Origin of the sequence: Sphingopyxis sp. HIX (assembly GCF_001468285.1) — a bacterium.
GTDB lineage: Bacteria > Pseudomonadota > Alphaproteobacteria > Sphingomonadales > Sphingomonadaceae > Sphingopyxis.
In genome coordinates this window covers 41081-56444 of the sequence record NZ_LNSB01000015.1, presented here as the reverse complement: position 1 = coordinate 56444, position 15364 = coordinate 41081, and the positions used below count along the sequence as shown (strand labels likewise).

Sequence of the window (15364 nt, the reverse complement as noted above, 5' to 3'; positions counted from 1 at the left end):
GCCTCATCACCCTGCAACCCGGGCTTGGCGGGCCGGGAGCGGGATCTTTGCCTTCCAAAGGAAACCCGCCATGTCCACCTCCCCTCCCCGCACGATCCTCGCAGCCCTCGCCTTGTTCGCCGGCTTTGGCTCGGCGCCTGCACACGCCCAAAGCTGGGCCGAGAGCTGGTTCGACAATGTCACTTATACCTCGCCGGGCTCGTTCGAGGACCAGACGCGCGGCTATGTGACCGCTGGCGGCATGTCGGGGCGGGTCGACGTCCATAATGATTATCTCATGTCGATCAGCCTGCCCAAGGTGCGTGCGGGCTGCGGCGGCATTGACATGTTCCTGGGCGGCATGTCCTTCCTCGACCCCGAATATCTCGTCCAGAAACTCGAGAGCATCCTCCAGGCGGCACCGGCGGTCGCATTCCAATATCTTCTGGAAACCCTCGACGAGAAGATGGGCAACATCATCTCGAAGATGGAGGCGGCGACCAATTTCCTGAACTCGATCCAGGTCAACGACTGCCGCCTTGCCAACCGCATGGTCCAGATCGCCAAGGGCGACGACAATATGTCGGGGATCATCGAGGAGATGACCGGCTATCGCTCGATCAAGCAGGGCTATGCGAAAAGCTATCAGCAGAGCCGAGAGAAAATCCAGGCGAACAACAACAACCCGACCGAGGATCTGAAAGACGCGCTCGCCAATTGTCCGCGTGACGTCACCGACATCTTCCGCACGGGCTCACTCCTCGCCCATGCCGCGCAGCGGGTCGGTGCCGGCGAATGGACGGGCGTGATGCGCGCCCGGGTCGGCGACGTCTATATGCGCTGGGACCCGTCGGACAAGGTTCCGTTGTTCACGGCCATTCCGCAATGCCCGGCGCAGGACAGCGAGAGCGCGCAGGATTTCCTGACCGGCAAGGTCCAGCGGCGCTCGCTCAGCGTGCCGCCGACCGGTGCCGACTGCTCACAGGATGGAGCGGGCCGCGGGGCGCTCCTCCTGGCGCGCGAGCGGATGCAGTCGATCGCCACCAAGATCCGGACCCGCGCGGCGCTCAGCCCCGAGGAGCGCCAGTTCGTCGCGAATGTTCGCACTCTTCCTGTCTATCGCATGCTCGAATGGGGCGTCCGTCAGGGCGTTGTCGATTCCGTCATCGCCGACACCGACGAACTGGTGGCGCTTACGCTCGCCTACCAGATGCTCAACGATCTTACCCGGACGATCGATTATGCCCTCACCAACGCCGAACGCGGATCGGCCGCGGCGGGCGCGGCCGACGCCAACAACGCGAATGTTTGCCAGACCAGAATCCTGTCCAAGGGCCTCGAACAACTCCGCGACCTGCGCGACGAGGTGCTGCGCCAGCGTGCACAGATGCGGCAGAGCTATCTGGCTGCGATGTCGGCGGCGAACCTTTCGGCGAGCTATGCGGGACTGGTGCGAGAGCGCGACCGCGATGCTCGCGACGCCGCCGGCACCGCCGCTTCGCGCAATCCGTGACGAGGGCGACCGCAATGCGCCGCCTTCTTCGCCTAAGCGCCGGACTTCCCGCCCTTCTCGCCGCCGGTCCCGCCTGGGCGATCGATACGAGCTTCCACACTTATAATGGCTTCGCCGAGACGGTCGATGCGTTCCGGCTCGTCTCGATGATCTTCGCCGATCCACGCTATGAGACGTTGGTCCTGATCATCGCGACCGCCGGGATCGCGCTCGGCGCGGTCATCGCGAGCGTTCGCGGCTCGGGAATGGGCCTCGTCGGGTTCGGTTTCCAGATGTTGTTCGGCATTGGCCTGTTCGTGGGCCTTATCGCGACCACGGGCACGGTCCATGTCTATGACCGGGTGCGCAACGCCTACCAGCCGGTTGGCGACGTCCCCAATTTGCTGGTGCTGGTGGCGGGCGCCACGAACATGATCGAGCGCGCGATCGTCGAGACGATCGACGACAATACGCTCGATCCTGGTGCCAAGATCGAGTTCGGCGCCGGCGGCCACGGCTTCGATCTGCTGCTCAACGCGGTGAGCCCGCGCGGGCCGATGACCGACACCTTCCTCGATGCCACGATCAAGGATTATGTCCGGCAATGCTATCCGGTCGCCAGGGTATCTGCGGCCTATGGCGTCGATGACGATAAATTGTTTCACACAGCAACCGACCTTCCCGAAGCATTCGCGGCGATGGCGGGGCCGGCGACCTTCTCCACGGTCTTTACCGCCGCCGACAAGGGTGGGTCGACGATGAGCTGTTCGGACGCTTGGACCCATATTTCGGATCGCCTGTCCGACCCGACGCTGTTCGACGGCTACACAAAGCAGATTTGCTCGCGAACCGGCTATGACGTCGGCAGCGCGCAGCAGCTGGCGCGCTGTCGGCAGCAGCTTGGCGATCTCGGCCAGATGATGCTCGGCCACCCGCTTACCACCCAGGCGCTCATGACCCACGTGCTGCTCGGCAATACGGTAGGCGATGTCCTGTTCGAGGACTCGCCCGCGAGCGCGGCGCGCGTGATGGCCAATCGCGCGGTCATGTCGAACGGGCTCGCGACTTTGTCGGTCGCCAATGAATGGATGCCGACAATCCGCGCGACGGTGTTCGGGATCATGCTGTTCATGATCCCGGTCGCGCTTCTCTTCATCCTGACCCCGATCAATCTCCGGGTCGCAAGCTTCGCGCTCGGGCTGTTCGTCTTTGTCGCGCTCTGGGGCGTGATCGATGCCGGCATTCATCAGCTCACGCTGGGGCGGGCCATGGCGGCGCTCGAAGAGGTGCGCGCGAACGGACTCGCGGCGAACGCCTGGTTGCTCGCGCCGTCATCGGCCATGAAGGCGCTCGCGGTGTTCGGGACCTTCCGGACGGCGGCGGCCGGGATCGCCGGGGCCTTCGTGTTCACGATCTTCCGGTTCAGCGGAAACGTCTTCTCGTCCTTCACCCACGGCGCACAAGGGATTGCCGGCGGCGCGGCGGCCGTGGCCGCACCGATGACCACCCCTGAAGGGCAGGCGTCGGCACTCGAAGCGCAAGCCTCCGCGCTCGGGACACGCGCCCGCGCCTCGGCGGCGTCGAGCTTCGGCGATTTCGGCGAGCGCACGACGTTCAGCGCCAACCGCTCCTTCGGCGAGGCGGGCCGCATCCTCGGTGAACGGCCCGGCACCCCCGGCGGTACGGCCATGGCGCTGGGCGGGATCGAGGGATCGCGCGCGCTCGGCGGCCTTGCCCCCGCGCTTGCCGGGCGCGATCTCGCCGATCCGGATGCGGCGCGCGCGGTCCAGGCGAGCGCAGCGACCAGCGCTATCCACCAGTTCGCGCAGCAAGATGCGCTTCGTTCGCTCGGCACGACCTATTTCGGCAAGGGCGAAGCAGGTGAACGTGCCTTTGCCTCCTTTGCCCAGAATCTGGTACAATGGCGCGCGTTCGGCGATCAGCGCGCCTATGGGATGATGCAGCAGGCCGCGACGCGTCATTTCGAACGTAACGGCTATTCGAAGGACGACGCGGCGCTGAAGGCGTCGGGTGTCATCGGCGAAGCGCAGGCCGACCCGACCTTCGCGAAGCTCATAGCCAATGCCTATGACCAGGAACAGATGATCGCGAACGACCTCACCGCCGCACAGGTCCAGGCTGGCGCGATGGCTGGACGCAGGGACTTCGCAGGGGAAGATGTTGCTGGCGTCGAGCGCGCGAATGTCGCGACCGAACAGGCGTGGCGGACCGGCAGCAATCAGGGTCAGCGTGGTGCGGCGGGCATGCTCGGCCTTCCGGTTGACGAGACTGCCCGGCGCATCTCCTTCATCAACGGCTTGTCGGGCGAGGCGCGCAGCAGTGCGATTACGCAGCTCGCGCGGTCGACGGGACGCAATGAAGCGCAGGTCATGCGCGCACTCGAGCAATATAATGCCTCGGTCTCGGTTGGAACCGCCGACGGGGCGACGGCCGAGGCCGGGCGCGAGGGCGCGAGCGTCTATGGACGCACTCGTGAGGCAGCCGGCTATGACTTCGCGGAACGGTCGGGCAAGCTCGATGCGCAGCGCGAGGTGGGAACGAGCGGCACCCGTGCCGCAGCGCGGATCGGTGAACAGCGGCGGCAGTCGGACAATTTCGGGTTCGCGCAGGGCGCGGCCGCGGCCGGCGTTTCGACCCGCGAAGCCGCGCAGCTCGACAGCTTCATCCAGGCGCTCAGCCGCACGGCGGGCAATCAGGTCGATATGGCCGCTGGCGGCGCTGCCGGGATCGCCGATCGCGCGCGCAACGAGCGGACCACGAGCATCGTAGACAAGGAGCGGCTTACCCGTATGCAGGGGCTGCTCCGCGCGCAGGGCATCACCATGTCCAAGCGCGACCTTGCGCTCGCGCAGAATGGCGATCTCGGTCTCAACCTCACAGCGGCGCAGGCCGCACAATTCCACCAGGCCGGGCTCATCAACGACAGCCAATATGGCGCGCTCGCCAATGGCGGCCATGCGCGTTTCAGCTTCGCGAATAACGATCTGCTTGTATCAAGCAGCGCGAGCTATCAGCAATCTGCGCGGAGCGACACGAGTACGCGGTTCGAGGCGGGCAAACAGGCCGGACCCGACACGATCGAGCATTTCCTCGGCGGCGGCGCGGAGGGGCAGCGCGCGATGGAAGGGTGGCTCAAGGGCGGATTCGAGATGGACCGCCAGGGCAATTGGCGGCTCAAGCCGCAAGTCGCGGACACGCTTCAGCGCGACGTGCAGGCGATCATGGTCCAGACAGGATGGCAGCGGTCGATCACGCGGAGCGCCAGCGACAGCATTACCATGGGTTCGACGATCGACGCCGAGATCTCGGGCGGAGCCGGAAGCCGAGGCGCGGCCGCAGCGTCGCGTGCGGGCAACCGTCAATCGCCCAGCAAAGATCATTATGGCCGATCCGGAGCCAGCCTCGGCGGTTCGAGCAGCGACATGGGCAATTCCACCGAAGATGCCAATGCCAATCTTGATATCGTGAACTATGATGTTCGCGATGCGATCGCCAAGGCCGAGCGTGCGGCGGCCAGGTCGTCCGTCCCCGAGAAGGCCTTCAGCTCTGCTCTGTCGCGCGAGGTCCTCGGCAGTGATGGCCTGCGAAACCGTTATCTCCGGCAGGCCGATGCGAGCCGCGGGACGGATGACATTACTGGACCCCTGACATCGATCGAGCAGCGATCAGTCTTGAACAGCGGAAGCTTCTCGACCGACCTCGACAACGGCTGGACCGATGGCAACTCCGAATTCAAGGAACGCAAGTAAGGCGCCACCTTCAGTGCCGCTTGTGGCCAATCCAGAGAGGACCCGAGCGCGGGTCGAGCGGATCCACGTAACAGGGCAAGCCGCTTGGTCCACGTTCCGGACCGAACCGTTCGTGGGGATCATAGTCGCCGGACCAATCGAAAGGGCCTATCCGCTCTTGCGCAAAGCCCAGCCCGAGCACCATGAGTGCGGTCGGCGGAAAGAAGAAGACGTTGAGATAGCCGGCAAGTGCGAGATCATAGAAATCCGCGATCAGCGGCACTTGCGACGAAAGCGCCATTCCCGCCCAATAGGCGGGGATCGCCACCCACCAGAGCCGAGCGTACCATGGGCGCCAAAGATAAGCGGACAAGGGCGCCCGTTGCACCCTTTCCGGAGGATTTTCTTCCTCGCTATCCGTCGTTTGAAATTCGCGTGTCATCTCGATTGATCCCGGATATCCTATCATGTGGGCTGACCTAGCCCAACCAATTTCTTCCATCTTTCCTCCGACCCCGAGGGACAATCGCCGCAAATCTTGCGGGATTCCGGCAAACTTCGATTGCGCCTTTCCCGCTCGCGATGTCGATCCAACCTTTCTCTTGAATATTTCGAAGATCAATGTATATGGATATTCATTATATCCCATTGGACATGCGCATGGCTGCGACCTTTCCCACCGAATTGACGACAATCGGCTTCGAAACACTCGCAGGCACGGCTTCCGAGGTGCGGCGGAAACTTGACGCCGCCGGCGACGATCAAGTCGTGGCGTTCACCATGGAACATGGCAACAAAAAGCTCGCGAAGGCGGTCGAAGAGGCGATTCAGGCGATCGCACCTCTCGTGCTCGCTGCCGTTGCTCGCCGTGAGCAGCAGGCGCTGGAGACGATTGTCGATGCGCTGGTACCGCAGGTTCCGCCGCCGCAGCATCTGCTTGCAGAGGCCCGGATGAACGCCGAGGCACGCAAGCATGTGCTTGAGACTGCGGATTGGCTCACGGCCGCGCAGCTTTCGGAAATCGCAGGGTTCAGTGGGCAGAATGCCAGCGCCCAGCCAAACAAGTGGAAACGCGAGGGCCGTATATTCGCGATCCGTCGCAACGGGAGTGACTATTACCCTGGCTATGCGCTCGACCCCGACAGCGGATATCGGCCAGCCAAGGGGCTCGCGCCGATCCTGGCCCTATTCGACAGCGAACTTGACGCATGGGACGTCGCGATCTGGTTTGCCTCGGTGAACAGCTTCCTTGACGGCAAGATACCAAAGGATTTGCTGTTGGGCGCTCCAGATCGCGTTCTTGCGGCAGCTCAAGACGAACTGGCCGGCGTGCTGCATGGCTAGGAAGAAGGCCGCTTCCTCCACGCCGCCGCCCACTCCCCCTCCTTCACCTCCGGCAAATCTGGATGCGCTCGTACGCCGGGTGACCTGGCCATCGACCAAAATCATACACCGGGTCCATCCGGAGGCATATGGCGCTGACGTCTTCAATCCCGGTCCGAAGGGTAATGCGCGTTTCAGTCCCATCCTTGACGCCAAGGGCAAACCGGTTCCGACCATTTACGGCGGTGAGACCTTCGATTGTGCCGCCATGGAAACCGTCTATCACGACGTCCCTTTTGTGCCCGGACTCAAAAGCGTCGCCAAGCGCAAGCTCCGCGGCCATCTCTATTCGCAGTTCGCCAGTTCCTCCGACCTGACGCTGGCGGACCTGCGGGTAACCGCGCTGCGGAAGCTCGGGGTCGCGCGCACCCAGCTCATCGATACCGAGAAGGATCGCTATCCCTATACCCGGAGCTGGGCGGAGGCGATCCATGCGCAATGTGCAGATGTTCAGGGATTGTACTGGGTATCGCGACAGGATGACCGGGCGCTTGCCATCGTTCTGTTTGGCGACCGGATTGATCCCGGGCTGTTGTCACCGCATGGCCCTTCACTCGACATCGTCAACGAACCCGCCATTTTTGCCGGGATTGTTCTGCTCGCCGACAGAATTGGCGTGAAATTGACGGGGCGATGACCAGGATCATGTGATGCCATTCGGGTGGAGATTCCTCCAGAGCGGCCTGCACTTGTGTTTCCTGTTCCATAGCGAACATCCTCGGTTGGCTCGTATCATGACGGCGGATCGACCCCAAACAAGACCTCCCCCTCCTCTCTCACAACCCATGAAAATTGCCGCAAGATCTGCGGCATCTCTCATGGAACGCCATTGAATACGCAGCTATCCAAACGATCGGGCATCGCCTGATGGAGCCGAGCCGTGCTGCCCTACTCAACTCCTCCTTCGAATACGATATCCGCTATTGCCGTTCGATCGAGGTGTCGCTATATCTGACTAGCTAGTCAGAAGAGGTGTGAGTATGGTTGCCCGCAAGATTGCTCGTGGCGCACCCGGCGTTCGAATGCGGAGCTGGAAGCTGGAGGATGCCAAGGCACGATTCAGCGAGGTTGTTCGGCTCGCCGAGAGCGAAGGTCCCCAACGCGTTACGGTGCGCGGGCGCGAAGCGGTCGTAGTAATGAGCGTGGCTGAGCTCAACCGGCTCCTGCCTGATAATCCCGAACAGCTCTCCTTGGTGCCCTTCCTAGAAGGGCTTCATCTCGATGGACTCAATCTGGAGCGCGAGATTGACCGTGGACGAGATTTTGCGTTGTGATCGGGTGGCTGCTCGACACTCATATTGTTTCAGCGCTCGCAAGCCCCAGTGGCGCGCCATCGGTCAAGTCCTGGGCGTCGACGCAGCACGAGCAACGCATGTTCGTCAGTGTCCTGACGCTCGCGGAGATCGATAAGGGCATCCACAATCTCGAACCGGACCATCCCGATCGGTCACGCTATGCCGTCGCCCGGGACGCCTTGGCGACGCGGTTCGCCGATCGCATCCTTTCGGTCGATGACGCGGTGATATACCGCTGGGGCGCGATATCGGGCGAAGTGAAGCGGCAGACCGGGCATGCCCCGTCTGTGATCGATACGATGCTTGCCGCGACCGCTGTAGAGCATCACCTGATCTTGGTGACGCGGAACGCGAAGGATATCCGGCACAGTGGCGCGGTCATCTTCAACCCTTGGGAAGACGACCCTTCCCTCTTCCCGCTGACATGATGCTGACGAGATTTATGACGTGAAAACCGACCTCGATAATCTCCCTCCCGCAAAACAGCGCGAGCTTGAGCGTGTCGTCCAGATTCTGTTCGAGGAATTCGGCGATGCCAATGGCCAGGCGACTGGCAACCGCCGGCTCGGCCGCATTCTCAAAGTCATTCTCTACGGCTCCTATGCGCGCGGCGGTTGGGTCGACGAGCCGCATACGGCGAAGGGCTATCAATCGGATTTCGACCTTCTCGTGATCGTCAACCAGAAGGAGCTCACCGACCGGGTCGCCTATTGGGAACGCGCGGAGGAACGGCTCAACCGTGAGCGCGCGATCACGCAGACCCTGAAGACGCCCGTCAATTTTATCGTCCACAGCCTCCAAGAAGTGAACGATGGCCTCGCGCATGGCCGGTATTTCTTCATGGACGTCGCGCGCGACGGCATCGCCCTCTATCAGGCTGACGAGAGCGAACTTCACAAACCGAAACCGAAAGCGTCTGGTCAGGCGCTTGCATTGGCAGAAGAGTATTTTGAAGAATGGTTCTCGCTGGCTGTAGCCTCTCAAAAAGGAGCTCTTTTCTACATTTCGCAGAATGAGCATCGGCACGCTGCGTTTTCGCTACATCAAGCCACCGAGCAGTTGTACCATTGCGTCCTCCTCGTCCTCACCTTCTACACACCCCACGTCCACAATCTCAACTTTCTCCGCACGCAAGCCGAGCGCGCCTCCCCGCGCCTGTTCGACGCCTGGCCGCGCGATACGCAAAAGGAACGCGCACGGTTCGAGAAGCTGAAGGATGCCTATGTGAAAGCGCGCTACTCAAAACACTACAAGATCAGCGAGGAGGAATTGACCTGGCTCTCCAAGCAGATCGAGGCCCTCGGGCAACTCGTTCATATGGTTTGCACGGCGCGTATCGAGGAGCTTCGCGCCTCCACTTCATCGGAATAGTCGCTCGCCCCCTCCTACCTGAGCCGCTCAAAGCGGTTCCCTTTGCGCGACTCGATCCGAGCACCACCGTCTATTCTCGCTATCATTGGAACGACGCTGACCTTGGTATACTCTGCAGTGGCCCCTTCCGTTCTAGCTCCAATTTCCGCTTCCGGCTGCACAATATACCCTGCAGGGTGTAATGAAGGATTATACCCTGCAGGTAAGCGTGGCCTGAAGGCCGCAGCTAGGCGGCTTGGGCGATCTGCTGCTGATCGTGCTGCCAGTTCCATGGCATGAGCTCATCCCATCGGGACGCGAGCCAGCCTGAGGCGATCTTCTCGATGACGTCGGCGATATAGGCCTGCGGCTCGACCCCGTTGAGCTTCGCCGTCTCGATGACGGAGTAGATGGCGGCGGCGCGTTCGCCGCCGGCCTTCGATCCGGCGAAAAGCCAGTTCTTGCGCCCGATCGCGATGGCGCGGATGGCGCGCTCGGCGATATTGTTGTCGATCTCCGCGATGCCCTCATCGATGTAGCGGGTCAGCGCGCCCCAGCGCTTGCGGCCATAGGCGAGCGCCTTTGCCATCGCCGACTTGGGCGACAGGCAGCGCAGGGCGTCGTCGATCGCGCCGCGAAGCGCGTCGATCTGCGGCCTGGCCTGCTCTTGCCGGTGGCGGCGCCGGACATCGGGCGGCTGACCGCGGACGTCCTCTTCGATCCGGTAAAGCCCGGCGATGCGGTCGAGAAGATCCGTGGTGAGCGGCGTCGGGCTGGTCTGGTGACACTCGAAGATCTTGCGCCGGAAATGCGCCCAGCAGGCGACCTCCTGAATGCCATTGCCCTGGTAGAGCTTGTCATATCCGGCATAGCCGTCGGCCTGGAGTAGGCCGGTGAACGACCTGAGCTCGCTCTGCGGATGGATGCCGCTGCGATCGGGGGTGAACCGATACCAGGCGAGCGCCGGGGTGGCGGCGCCCGATGCGCGGTCATCGACAACATAGGCCCAGAGCCGCGCCTGCGCAGTCCGGTCCTTGCCGGGCACGAGCATCGGCACCGGCGTGTCGTCGGTGTGGAGCTTGGCGGCCTTCAGTCCTTCCTCGCGGATGCGGCTGACAATGGGATCTAGCAGATGCGCGGCCTGGCCCGCCCAGCCGGCGAGGGTCGAACGATCGATGTCGATACCCTGCGCCGCCATCATCTCTGCCTGGCGATAGAGGGGCAGATGATGATCGAACTTGTGAACGACGACATGGGCGAGCGTGGCGAAGCTCGCCTTACCGCGCGCGATCGCCTTCACCGGCGCCGGCGCCTGGACGATCCTGTCGCAGGCGCGGCAGCTATACTTGGGCCGCACGGTGCGGATGACACGCCACTGGACCGGCGCGACATCCAACTGCTCGTCGCTGTCGTCCCCCAGCGGACGCAGTGCGCCGCCGCAATCAGGACAGGTGCAGCTGCCGGCCTCGGGCTCGATCCGCCGTTCGGCGCGCGGTAAATGATCGGGCAAGGCCCGCACCGGTGAGGGGCGCTCGGTGGGTGCCCGCTCACTCGTTCGGTTGTCGGCGACCTCAGCCTCGCCTTCGAGTTCCTCGAGAGCAAGCTCGAGCTGCTCGATCTGCAGCGCGAGCTTCTCCGACGACTGGCCGAAGGTCATGCGGCGAAGCTGGGCGAGCTGGTGACGGAGGGTATCGATCAGCGTGTCGCGGGCCGCGAGAGCGGCTTCGAGCTCAGCGATCCGGGCGTCCTTGTCGATGCTGGAAGAGGCTGGTTCCGACACCCCGGATGCCTAGCAAAACAGGCTCCACAATGCCAGTAAAACTAACGATAATCCGCCACTTTTTACCCTGCAAGCAAGGGTGCCGCGGTGCGTTCGGGACGCCGCCAGTCGATGCCTTCGAGCAGCATGGAAAGCTGCGCCGCGGTGAGACTTGCCTTGCCGGCCTTGGTAATCGGCCAGACGAACCGGCCGCGGTCCATGCGCTTCGAGAACAGGCACAGACCCTGGCCGTCGTACCAGAGCAGCTTGACCAGATCGCCGCGCTTGCCGCGGAACGCGAACAGCGCCCCCGAGTGCGGACTCTTCTCCAGCACCTGCTGCACCAGCACCGCGAGACCATCGAACCCCTTGCGCATATCGGTGGCGCCGCAGGCCAGATAGATGCGCGTCGTCGGTGGTAAAGGGATCATCGGGCAAGGACGGACATCACCCGGGCCAGCGCATCGGCGTCGACCGCCGCGTCGACGGTGATCCGCACCCCCGACGGCAGCTCGATCCCGATCTGGCCGCTGCCCGCCGTCACCGCGGTCGGCACCGACACCTCGACCTCGGCGAACGATGGCGGCGGCGTCCGCTTCGCCCCCGTCAGATCGCCCGCCAATGCCTGCCGGCGCCACGTATAGAGCATCCCGCTGCCGACCGCGTGCCGCTGGCACGTTGCCGAGACCGAGCCATCCGGGCCGAACGCCTCGCGCAGGATCGACAGCTTCTGATCCACCGACCAGCGACGGCGACCACCGACGACCGCGATCCGACTGCTCATACGATCACTCATATGACCGGTCGTAAGAGCACTCGCTCCCGCCGCTCCGATATCCTCGTTCATCACCGCTCCTCGCAAAGAGCGGCTATCAGCACCCCAGAGCAGCTTCCCGCAAGGCGGCCTTCAGGACACGGTTACCCCTGCAGGGTATATTGCGTTTTTATACCTTAAAGGGTATATCGACGCCCGGAGGCACGGCATGAATCAGATGGTACGAACCGCTACGCAGCTAGGCGCCTATATTCAGGACGCCCGCGCCCGCAAGGGCATCTCGCAGCAGCAGCTTGCCGAGATGATCGGCAAGCATCAGAAAACCATATCGAGTATCGAGCAGGGCAGCGACGGCACGAAGCTCGACACGCTTCTCCTCGTGCTCGCCGCACTCGATCTCAACATAGCAATCAGCGCCCGCACCAAGGGAAACCAGAATATCGGCGACATCTTCTGACATGGCGCGCGAGAAGACGCACATCCCGCTCGACATCCTGATAAACGGGCGTCTTGCGGGTCAGCTGGAAAAAGAAACGAGCGGCGCGATCAGCTTCCGTTACGATGAAAGCTGGCTTGCATGGGAGCATCGCTTCGCGATTTCGCTCTCGCTTCCGTTGCGCCGCGCCATCTACCGCGGCGCCCCCGTGGTCGCCGTGTTCGACAATCTCCTTCCCGATAATCCCAATATCCGGAGGCGAGTTGCCGAGCGCACCAGCGCCGCAGGAACCGACGCCTACAGCCTGCTTGAACAGATCGGCCGCGACTGCGTTGGCGCGATGCAATTCCTGCCGCACCACGAAGGCGACGGAAATCGCACCATCCACGGCAAGCCGATCAGCGACAAATCGATCGAGAAAATGCTCGCAAATCTTAGCGGCGTGCCGCTCGGTATCGATCCCGAGCACGAGTTCCGGATTTCGGTAGCTGGTGCGCAGGAAAAGACCGCGCTGCTTCATTTCGAGAGAAGATGGATGAAGCCGATCGGCATCACCCCGACCACGCATATCCTTAAGCCTCAGATCGGCGAGATACCGACCTCGACCGGCGTCATCGACATGGCCGCAAGCGTCGACAACGAGCATTATTGCCTGGCGCTTCTCGAACAGTTCGGCCTCTCCGTTGCCCAGACGCGCATCACAACCTTCGGCAAGCGCCGCGTGCTCGTCGTCGAACGTTTCGATCGCCAATGGCGCGGCGACAAGGACCTGCTGCGCATTCCGCAGGAAGATTGCTGTCAGGCGCTCGGTATCCCGCCGACCCGCAAATATCAGTCGACCGTCATCGGCCATCAGAACGGGCCGAGTGCGGTCGACATTTTGAAACTGCTTGCCGCGAGCGACGAGCCAGCGAAGGACCGCGCCGATTTCTTCAAAAGCCAGATCATATTCTGGCTGATCGGCGCGACCGACGGGCACGGCAAGAATTTCAGCATCTATCTACGCCCTGGCGGCGGCTTTGCCCTCACCCCTTTTTACGACGTGCTGTCGGCGCAACCGGCGTTCGACAAGAAGCAGATTCCGAACAACCGCTACAAGCTCGCGATGTCGGTCGGCACCAACCGCAAATACAAGATTCTCGACATCTGGGGCCGGCATTTTGTCGAAACCGCGCGCGAAGCGGGGTTCGGCAAAACCCAGATAAGGGCAATGATCGACGATATTCTTGCGAAGGCGCCAAGCGCCGCCGAACGGGCCCTCGCCCGCATGCCCAAGGATTTTGCAACCCATATCCATGAAAGTGTCGCTGGCGCGATCGGGGCGCGCCTGTCGCGCCTTGAACATGTGCATCAGTAGTTGGCAACGGCCGCATTTCACTGCCGGCAACGACCGGGCACGGCCAATGCTGTTGAAAAAGTTCCCCTTGCAGTGATGGCGCAGTCCTGATTCAGAATCTCCAGGACCGGGAGATTTTGCAGATGATGGGTGAGCGGACGGTGATGCAGGAGGCGCTGTTTTACAGCTTCAGCCTCGAGGATCATGTGCCGGCAGATCACCTGTTGCGCTCGATCGACCGGTTCGTGGACCTGGGCGATATCCGGGAACACCTTCGGCCCTATTACAGTGAGACGGGTCGGCCTTCGATCGATCCGGAGCTGATGATCCGGATGCTGATCGTCGGCTATTGCATGGGTATCCGTTCGGAGCGGCGGCTGTGTGAAGAGGTCCATCTGAACCTCGCCTATCGTTGGTTCTGCCGGTTGGGGCTCGATGGCGCGGTTCCCGATCACTCGACCTTCTCGAAGAACCGGCATGGCCGCTTCCGGGACAGCGATCTCTTGCGCAAGCTGTTCGAGATGACGGTGTCGCGCTGCATGGCCGAGGGGCTGGTCGGCGGTGAAGGCTTCGCGGTCGATGCGAGCCTGATCCGCGCGGAGGCCAACCGGCAGCACTTCCATAGCGGCGAAGACGGCTTGCCAGCTGACCTGACGAGCCGGGCGGTCGACGAGTATCTGGCGGTGCTCGACGATGCGGCGTTCGGGGCGGCGAGCCAAGCGGTCCCGCCCCGCATATCGCCATCCGATCCGGCATCGCGCTACACCTCGGCGCACGGCGGCCGCGCCGAGTTCTGCTATGCGACCAACTATCTGATCGACGTCGACCACGCAGTGATCGTTGATGTCGAGGCGAGCACCGCGGTGCGGCAGGCCGAGGTCACGGCAGCGAAGCGGATGATCGCGCGTGTGCATGATGACCTCGGGCTCTGGCCGCGCAAGCTGATCGGCGACACGGGTTATGGCTCGGCCGACATGCTCGGCTGGCTGGTCAACGAACGCGATATCGAACCGCATATCCCGGTGTTCGACAAGTCCGCTCGCGCCGATGGCGCCTTCGATCGCACCGACTTCCTGTACGATCATGAGCTGGATCATTACACCTGCCCGGCGGGCAAGCAGCTGAGGCGCTTCCGCCGGTCGGGCCATGTCGATCACAACCGGCCCAACGCCGATGGTCTTTATCGCTACCGCGCCAGCAAGCTCGACTGCGATGTCTGCGCGCTCAAGCCGCGCTGCTGCCCGGGGACGGAGCCGCGCAAAGTGCTGCGATCGGTGCATGAAGGTGCTCGCGATCTGGCCCGTGTGATCGCCCAGGAAGACGAATGGATCACCTCACGGCGCGAACGCAAGAAGGTCGAGATGCTGTTCGCACACCTCAAGCGCATCCTCCGGCTCGACCGGCTGCGATTACGCGGCCCCAATGGCGCCCGCGACGAGTTCCACCTCGCAGCTGCAGCTCAAAACCTCCGCAAAATGGCAAAGATCATCCCCATGCCGCGGCCAGAAATGGCTTGAATGAAGAGCGCTGCCGCTCGCCGGCACCGTCCGCTTCTGTCAAATGCGGACTTTATCAACACCATCGGCCGAATGTGGTCTGTCGTCTGTGGATGGCTCCCGCGTTGCAAGCATAAATTGATGTTCGGCGTTCTGGTCGGTTGCAGTCGTCTGTCCGACCTGTTGATGCAGTCGGTAGGGACTGCTGGCCCTGATGGAGTCCGCGAACCGGGTCCCGATCGGCTTATCAGGTTATGACGCCTTTGACAGTCCATGGGTTGTCCCGGCTCCCAGTCTGACCGGTATCCCTGGAC

14 protein-coding genes are annotated in these 15364 nt (G+C 62.8%); 10 read left to right on the top strand and 4 right to left on the bottom strand.

The genetic code is table 11. The features are described from left to right. Positions 1-70: 70 nt before the first annotated feature. On the top strand, positions 71-1492 hold the full coding sequence (locus tag ATE62_RS09090; RefSeq protein ID WP_058807937.1) for a conjugal transfer protein TraH: 1422 nt from the start codon (positions 71-73) through the stop codon (positions 1490-1492). Between the two features lie 14 nt (positions 1493-1506). Beyond that, positions 1507-5241, top strand: a complete 3735-nt coding sequence (locus tag ATE62_RS09085; protein WP_058807936.1) for a conjugal transfer protein TraG N-terminal domain-containing protein — start codon at positions 1507-1509, stop codon at positions 5239-5241. 10 nt (positions 5242-5251) lie between these two features. Here the strand turns inward: ATE62_RS09085 and ATE62_RS09080 are convergent, their stop codons facing one another. Continuing rightward, on the bottom strand, positions 5252-5662 hold the full coding sequence (locus ATE62_RS09080) for a hypothetical protein (RefSeq protein WP_082660218.1): 411 nt from the start codon (positions 5660-5662) through the stop codon (positions 5252-5254). Positions 5663-5841: 179 nt separating this feature from the next. Between ATE62_RS09080 and ATE62_RS09075 the strand changes: the two genes are divergently transcribed. The 5 genes from ATE62_RS09075 (at position 5842) to ATE62_RS09055 (ending at position 9269) form a co-directional block, all read left to right on the top strand. Further along, a complete protein-coding gene (locus ATE62_RS09075) occupies positions 5842-6564 on the top strand; it encodes a hypothetical protein (protein WP_231736217.1) in 723 nt (240 codons plus the stop codon). Further along, on the top strand, positions 6557-7240 hold the full coding sequence (locus ATE62_RS09070) for an RES family NAD+ phosphorylase (RefSeq protein ID WP_058815256.1): 684 nt from the start codon (positions 6557-6559) through the stop codon (positions 7238-7240). Before ATE62_RS09075 ends, ATE62_RS09070 begins: the two co-directional genes overlap by 8 nt. A 343-nt stretch (positions 7241-7583) precedes the next feature. Beyond that, a complete protein-coding gene (locus tag ATE62_RS09065; RefSeq protein WP_082639250.1) occupies positions 7584-7877 on the top strand; it encodes a type II toxin-antitoxin system prevent-host-death family antitoxin in 294 nt (97 codons plus the stop codon). Then, positions 7874-8326, top strand: coding sequence for a type II toxin-antitoxin system VapC family toxin (locus ATE62_RS09060; RefSeq protein WP_058807934.1), 453 nt, complete (start codon positions 7874-7876; stop codon positions 8324-8326). Before ATE62_RS09065 ends, ATE62_RS09060 begins: the two co-directional genes overlap by 4 nt. Positions 8327-8345: 19 nt before the next feature. After that, positions 8346-9269: a nucleotidyltransferase and HEPN domain-containing protein gene (locus ATE62_RS09055; protein WP_058536454.1), complete on the top strand. Its 924-nt coding sequence runs from the start codon at positions 8346-8348 to the stop codon at positions 9267-9269. A 226-nt stretch (positions 9270-9495) separates the two neighbouring features. On the opposite strand, the gene tnpC is transcribed toward ATE62_RS09055, so the two are convergent. The 3 genes from tnpC to tnpA form a co-directional block, all read right to left on the bottom strand. After that, positions 9496-11028: an IS66 family transposase gene (tnpC, locus tag ATE62_RS09050; RefSeq protein WP_058807933.1), complete on the bottom strand. Its 1533-nt coding sequence runs from the start codon at positions 11026-11028 to the stop codon at positions 9496-9498. A gap of 62 nt (positions 11029-11090) precedes the next feature. Then, a complete protein-coding gene (gene tnpB / locus ATE62_RS09045) occupies positions 11091-11438 on the bottom strand; it encodes an IS66 family insertion sequence element accessory protein TnpB (RefSeq protein WP_058807932.1) in 348 nt (115 codons plus the stop codon). Beyond that, entirely contained in the window at positions 11435-11854 is a 420-nt protein-coding gene (gene tnpA / locus ATE62_RS09040) for an IS66-like element accessory protein TnpA (protein WP_082662703.1), read from the bottom strand. The genes tnpB and tnpA overlap by 4 nt, the downstream gene beginning before the upstream one ends. A 136-nt stretch (positions 11855-11990) precedes the next feature. On the opposite strand from tnpA, the gene ATE62_RS09035 reads away from it, so the two are divergent. From ATE62_RS09035 to ATE62_RS09025, 3 genes are all read left to right on the top strand, one after another. Next, on the top strand, positions 11991-12239 hold the full coding sequence (locus ATE62_RS09035; RefSeq protein WP_058536453.1) for a helix-turn-helix domain-containing protein: 249 nt from the start codon (positions 11991-11993) through the stop codon (positions 12237-12239). Position 12240: 1 nt separating this feature from the next. Next, positions 12241-13575: a type II toxin-antitoxin system HipA family toxin gene (locus ATE62_RS09030; protein ID WP_058807930.1), complete on the top strand. Its 1335-nt coding sequence runs from the start codon at positions 12241-12243 to the stop codon at positions 13573-13575. A gap of 122 nt (positions 13576-13697) precedes the next feature. Then, positions 13698-15071: an IS1182 family transposase gene (locus ATE62_RS09025; RefSeq protein ID WP_058807929.1), complete on the top strand. Its 1374-nt coding sequence runs from the start codon at positions 13698-13700 to the stop codon at positions 15069-15071. The last annotated feature ends 293 nt before the right edge of the window (positions 15072-15364 follow it).

Bases quoted from the DNA above. Each gene is read 5' to 3' on its own strand.
- ATE62_RS09090 (WP_058807937.1), top strand. From the start codon at position 71: ATGTCCACCTCCCCTCCCCGCACGATCCTCGCAGCCCTCGCCTTGTTC.
- ATE62_RS09085 (WP_058807936.1), top strand. From the start codon at position 1,507: ATGCGCCGCCTTCTTCGCCTAAGCGCCGGACTTCCCGCCCTTCTCGCC.
- ATE62_RS09080 (WP_082660218.1), bottom strand. From the start codon at position 5,662: ATGACACGCGAATTTCAAACGACGGATAGCGAGGAAGAAAATCCTCCG.
- ATE62_RS09075 (WP_231736217.1), top strand. From the start codon at position 5,842: ATGTATATGGATATTCATTATATCCCATTGGACATGCGCATGGCTGCG.
- ATE62_RS09070 (WP_058815256.1), top strand. From the start codon at position 6,557: ATGGCTAGGAAGAAGGCCGCTTCCTCCACGCCGCCGCCCACTCCCCCT.
- ATE62_RS09065 (WP_082639250.1), top strand. From the start codon at position 7,584: ATGGTTGCCCGCAAGATTGCTCGTGGCGCACCCGGCGTTCGAATGCGG.
- tnpB (WP_058807932.1), bottom strand. From the start codon at position 11,438: ATGATCCCTTTACCACCGACGACGCGCATCTATCTGGCCTGCGGCGCC.
- tnpA (WP_082662703.1), bottom strand. From the start codon at position 11,854: ATGAACGAGGATATCGGAGCGGCGGGAGCGAGTGCTCTTACGACCGGT.
- ATE62_RS09035 (WP_058536453.1), top strand. From the start codon at position 11,991: ATGAATCAGATGGTACGAACCGCTACGCAGCTAGGCGCCTATATTCAG.
- ATE62_RS09030 (WP_058807930.1), top strand. From the start codon at position 12,241: ATGGCGCGCGAGAAGACGCACATCCCGCTCGACATCCTGATAAACGGG.
- ATE62_RS09025 (WP_058807929.1), top strand. From the start codon at position 13,698: ATGATGGGTGAGCGGACGGTGATGCAGGAGGCGCTGTTTTACAGCTTC.